General features: G+C 39.7%; 4 protein-coding genes. 3 read left to right on the top strand and 1 reads right to left on the bottom strand.

From position 1 onward, the window contains the following. The first annotated feature begins 301 nt into the window (after positions 1-301). Positions 302-1,651 carry a glucose-6-phosphate isomerase gene (locus QM959_RS09330; protein ID WP_000018246.1) on the top strand — a complete coding sequence of 450 codons (1,350 nt, stop codon included), beginning with the start codon at positions 302-304 and terminating at the stop codon, positions 1,649-1,651. 109 nt (positions 1,652-1,760) lie between these two features. Here QM959_RS09330 and QM959_RS09325 read toward each other — a convergent pair whose 3' ends face one another. Continuing rightward, positions 1,761-3,134: an IS1182 family transposase gene (locus QM959_RS09325; protein WP_414372849.1), complete on the bottom strand. Its 1,374-nt coding sequence runs from the start codon at positions 3,132-3,134 to the stop codon at positions 1,761-1,763. Positions 3,135-3,351: 217 nt separating this feature from the next. Here QM959_RS09325 and gltX point away from each other — a divergent pair, with 217 nt between their 5' ends. Next, the gene (gltX, locus tag QM959_RS09320; protein WP_414372848.1) at positions 3,352-4,812 is read left to right on the top strand and encodes a glutamate--tRNA ligase; all 1,461 of its coding nucleotides are present in this window, start codon (positions 3,352-3,354) and stop codon (positions 4,810-4,812) included. A gap of 13 nt (positions 4,813-4,825) precedes the next feature. Beyond that, complete coding sequence (locus QM959_RS09315) at positions 4,826-5,260, top strand: cytidine deaminase family protein (RefSeq protein ID WP_414372847.1); 435 nt, start codon at positions 4,826-4,828, stop codon at positions 5,258-5,260. Positions 5,261-5,425 lie beyond the last annotated feature (165 nt).

Here is a 5,425-nt window from a genome sequence, read left to right as displayed (position 1 = left end):
ATAATCAGGTTTTTCTTTGTGAAACATAGGGATTACCTCACAACTCTTCTTACCTCTATTATACGACTTTACACAAAGAAAAGCCCTTAGAAACTTGTGTTCTAAGGACTTTGTCTTCAATCTGAACGACTAGAATCCTAGTCGTTTTTTTCGTAGGGTTTAATTCTTCAAGTTTTTTAATTTTGTAAGATTTTACGCAAACGTTTGAATTGTGATAAAATTTGAGGAAATTCAGTATAAAAACTTGAAAAAATTGCTGGTAAGCGTTATGATAGTAAAGAAGAAATTTTGGAGGAATACTATGTCACATATTAAATTTGATTATTCAAAAGTATTAGACAAGTTTGTTGCACCACATGAAGTGGAATACATGCAAGCACAAGTTACAGCAGCAGACGAATTGATCCGTAAAGGAACTGGTGCTGGTAGCGATTTCTTGGGTTGGTTGGACCTTCCTGAAAACTACGACCGTGAAGAATTTGACCGCATCTTGAAAGCTGCTGAACAAATCAAATCTGACAGCGATGTTTTGGTTGTTATCGGTATCGGTGGATCTTACCTTGGTGCTAAAGCAGCAATTGACTTCTTGAACCACCACTTTGCAAACTTGCAAACAAAAGAAGAACGTAAAGCACCACAAATCCTTTACGCTGGGAACTCTATCTCATCTACTTACCTTGCTGACTTGGTAGAGTATGTTGCAGATAAAGATTTCTCAGTAAACGTGATTTCTAAATCAGGTACAACAACTGAACCAGCGATTGCTTTCCGTGTCTTCAAAGAACTTTTGGTTAAGAAATACGGACAAGAAGAAGCTAACAAACGTATCTACGCAACAACTGACCGTCAAAAAGGTGCTGTTAAGGTTGAAGCAGATGCTAACGGTTGGGAAACATTTGTTGTTCCAGATGATATCGGTGGACGCTTCTCAGTATTGACAGCAGTTGGATTGCTTCCAATCGCTGCGTCAGGTGCAGACATCAAAGCCCTTATGGAAGGTGCTAACGCAGCTCGTAAAGACTATACTTCAGACAAAATCTCTGAAAACGAAGCTTACCAATATGCAGCTGTTCGTAACATCCTTTACCGTAAAGGTTATGCAACTGAAATCTTGGTAAACTACGAGCCATCACTTCAATACTTCTCAGAATGGTGGAAACAATTGGCTGGTGAGTCAGAAGGAAAAGACCAAAAAGGGATTTACCCAACTTCAGCTAACTTCTCAACAGACTTGCACTCATTGGGTCAATTTATCCAAGAAGGAACTCGTATCATGTTTGAAACAGTTGTCCGTGTAGATAAACCACGTAAGAACGTGATTATCCCTACTTTGGAAGAAGATCTTGACGGACTTGGCTACCTTCAAGGAAAAGACGTTGACTTTGTAAACAAAAAAGCAACTGACGGTGTTCTTCTTGCCCACACAGATGGTGACGTGCCAAACATGTACGTGACTCTTCCTGAGCAAGATGCCTTCACTCTTGGATACACTATCTACTTCTTCGAATTGGCTATCGCCCTTTCAGGTTACTTGAATGCGATCAACCCATTTGACCAACCAGGTGTTGAAGCTTACAAACGTAACATGTTTGCCCTTCTTGGTAAGCCAGGATTTGAAGAATTGAGCAAAGAACTAAATGCTCGTCTATAATAGAATAAAAAAGAGTGGTAAAACCACTCTTTCAGATTGAAGACAAACGTCATTTTTGGCATTTGTCTTTTTTGCTTTTCAAAAATATTTTGTCTTATCACCTACTAATCTATCCCAAAATCTGAATTTGAGAAAAATAAAAAGAGATATTCTCTATCCATTTCACTAATTTTTTAATATTTAAACACGCCAAAGTAAGCCCAACCTGATCCTCCATTTTGGACTTTCCTTTCTCTCTAGTGTATCTCAAATTATGGTATTCCTTAGCCGTTCCAAAGAGCCGTTCAATTGTTTCTTTGCGCTTCTTATAGAGCTCTTTCATTTCTCTTTGGTGACGAATCTCCTCACAAAATTCAAGGGCATCTTTCCAGACATGTCTCGTTACTACTTTTTGAAAATTCTTGCTTTGGGTACAAATGGATAATAAAGGACAGGAAACACATACTTTAGGATTACTCTTATACTCACGGTAGCCTTCTCGAGTGGTTGTGCGATAGCTTAATACTTGATTCTCTGGACAAACATAATGATCATAACTTGCATCATAAACAAAACGACTAGGCCTTAAGTTCCCCTTTACTCCTTTTGGACGAGTATAAGGAAAGACAGGAATGATGTTTCGCTCTAATAAATAATGGGCAATAGCTGGGGTCTTGTAACCTGAATCCGCAATAATATAGTGGGGCGAGAATGGCTCTAACTTTGAAAATAGGGCAGGGAAAGCCTGACTATCATGAACATTTCCTGCTTCAACTGTATAAGCTAAGGCCCAACCATGCTTATCACAAGCAACTTGAGCAGAATAGGCAAATACTTCCTTGTGTTCGCCCTTGTGAAACCAACCACACTCGGGATCTGTTGTTGAGATTTTCTTTTCCTTAGCCTCACTTTCTTTTGCGGGCTTTAAGGACTTTTTTTCGTGTTTTTTCCTATCTAAATCAATCTCAACTGCCAATTGTTCACTCATAAATTTAGCTTGTTGGTCTACCATTTCCTTACGGTACTTGTGACTATTAGCCGCCGCTTTGATATGGGTACCATCCACAAATATTTCAGAAGGATCAATTAAGCCAGCATACAAAGCTTGGCTGAGAACTTGGGAAAAAATCTCAGAAATGAGTTCTTTATCTTGAAAACGACGGCTGTAATTCTTTCCATAGGTAGTAAAATGAGGGACCTTATCATCTAAAGTTAGTCCAAGAAACCAACGATAGGCCACGTTAACTTCAATCTCTTTAATGGTTTGGCGCATGGAACGGATTCCATAAAAACATTTAATCAAAGGAATTTTGACTAACATGACGGGATCAAGACTAGGACGACCCTTATCTGGACTATAGGTATCTTTTACTAAATCATAGATAAAGTCAAAATCAACTTTTGAATCAACTTGTCGAAGAAAGTGATCTTTTGGGACCAATTCGTCTATTGTATAGAAACCATATTGCTTACGATTATAATCAGGTTTTTCTTTGTGAAACATAGGGAACACCTCACAACTCTTCTGGCTCTATTATACGACTTTACAAAAAGAAAAGCCCTTAGAAACTGGAGTTCTAAGGACTTTGTCTTCAATCTGAAAGAGTGGTAAAACCACTCTTTTTGCTTTTTCTTGAAAAGAGAAATTGGACTCTGGCAAGACTTGTGATATAATATAGAGAGCAAAAAGGCAGATGCCTATAGACTTTACAGGAGAAACTATGTCAAAAGATATTCGTGTGCGTTATGCACCAAGTCCAACCGGACTACTACACATCGGAAATGCTCGTACAGCATTGTTTAACTATTTGTATGCACGCCACCATGGTGGAACTTTTATCATCCGTATCGAAGATACTGACCGTAAGCGTCACGTCGAAGACGGAGAACGTTCACAGCTGGAAAACCTTCGTTGGTTGGGCATGGACTGGGATGAAAGTCCAGAAACGCATGAAAACTACCGCCAATCAGAGCGTTTGGAACTCTATCAAACATACATCGACCAATTGCTAGCTGAAGGAAAAGCCTACAAATCTTACGTTACAGAAGAAGAGTTGGCAGCGGAACGTGAACGCCAAGAAGCAGCGGGTGAAACACCTCGCTACATCAACGAATACCTCGGCATGAGCGAAGAAGAGAAAGCAGCTTACATCGCAGAACGTGAAGCAGCAAGTATCATCCCAACGGTTCGTTTGGCAGTTAATGAATCTGGTATCTATAAGTGGCATGATATGGTCAAAGGTGATATCGAATTTGAAGGTGGCAATATCGGTGGTGACTGGGTCATCCAAAAGAAAGACGGTTACCCAACTTACAACTTTGCCGTTGTCATTGATGACCATGATATGCAAATCTCTCACGTCATTCGTGGAGATGACCACATTGCCAATACACCAAAACAGCTCATGGTCTATGAAGCACTCGGATGGGAAGCTCCAGAGTTTGGTCATATGACTTTGATTATCAACTCTGAAACGGGTAAAAAATTGTCTAAACGCGATACCAACACCCTTCAGTTTATCGAAGACTACCGTAAAAAAGGTTATTTACCAGAAGCAGTCTTTAACTTCATTGCTCTTCTTGGTTGGAACCCAGGTGGCGAAGATGAAATCTTCTCTCGTGAAGAACTCATTAAACTTTTCGATGAAAATCGTCTCAGCAAGTCTCCAGCAGCCTTTGATCAGAAGAAACTCGACTGGATGAGCAATGATTATATCAAGAATGCAGACCTAGAAACTATCTTTGAAATGGCCAAACCATTCCTTGAAGAGGCTGGTCGTTTGACTGATAAGGCTGAAAAATTAGTAGAACTCTACAAACCACAAATGAAGTCAGTTGACGAAATTGTTCCATTGACAGACCTTTTCTTCTCAGACTTCCCAGAATTGACAGAAGCAGAGCGCGAAGTTATGGCGGGTGAAACAGTTCCAACAGTTCTTGAAGCCTTCAAAGCAAAACTTGAAGCAATGACAGATGATGAATTTGTAACAGAAAATATCTTCCCACAAATCAAAGCTGTTCAAAAAGAAACAGGTATTAAAGGGAAAAATCTTTTCATGCCAATTCGTATTGCTGTTTCAGGTGAAATGCACGGACCAGAATTACCAGATACAATTTTCTTGCTTGGACGTGAAAAATCAATTCAGCATATCGAAAACATGCTAAAAGAAATCTCTAAATAAGAAGGATGCAACAATGGACATCTGGGAAAAGATGTACGAAGAAGCACAGAAACTATACAATCCACATGAAGTATCAGACTTTGTCTACGCCAACCATGTTGTAGCCGCAGTAGAAGCAGAAGATGGGCAAGTATTTACAGGTTTCTGTATGGAGGGAACCTGTGGTGTTTTCCATCTGTGTGCAGAGCGGGCAGCACTCTTTAATATGTACCAATTTTCAGGACAAGCTAAGGTTAAGAAAGTATTGGCCTTTCGAGACAAACCACCCTATGGTGGAAGTTCAGCCATGCCTTGCGGTGCTTGTAGAGAATTCCTTTTAGAACTTAATGCTGAAAATAAAGATGCAGAATTCATGATGGACTACGCTACAAGAAAGACAGTGAAAGTCGCAGAACTAATCCCTTATTGGTGGGGAGAAGAACGTGCTTCTAAGTTTAAAGAGCAATAGAAGGGTCAGTACAATTCTGGCTCTTTTTACTTAACTTGAAAAAAGTTTAAAAAAGTGTTGACAAGTTAGAAAAAGTCGGTATAATAGTAAGAGTTGAAAAAACCAACTCAGGTCCGTTGGTCAAGGGGTTAAGACACCGCCTTTTCACGGCGGTAACACGGGTTC

Source organism: Streptococcus mitis (genome assembly GCF_047459985.1).
Lineage (GTDB): Bacteria > Bacillota > Bacilli > Lactobacillales > Streptococcaceae > Streptococcus > Streptococcus mitis_DZ.
The sequence above is the reverse complement of the archived record's forward strand: the minus strand, read 5'-3'. Positions and strand labels throughout refer to the sequence as shown.

Coding starts and splice junctions, on each gene's coding strand:
- QM959_RS09315 (WP_414372847.1), top strand. CDS start 4,826: ATGGACATCTGGGAAAAGATGTACGAAGAAGCACAGAAACTATACAAT.
- gltX (WP_414372848.1), top strand. CDS start 3,352: ATGTCAAAAGATATTCGTGTGCGTTATGCACCAAGTCCAACCGGACTA.
- QM959_RS09325 (WP_414372849.1), bottom strand. CDS start 3,134: ATGTTTCACAAAGAAAAACCTGATTATAATCGTAAGCAATATGGTTTC.
- QM959_RS09330 (WP_000018246.1), top strand. CDS start 302: ATGTCACATATTAAATTTGATTATTCAAAAGTATTAGACAAGTTTGTT.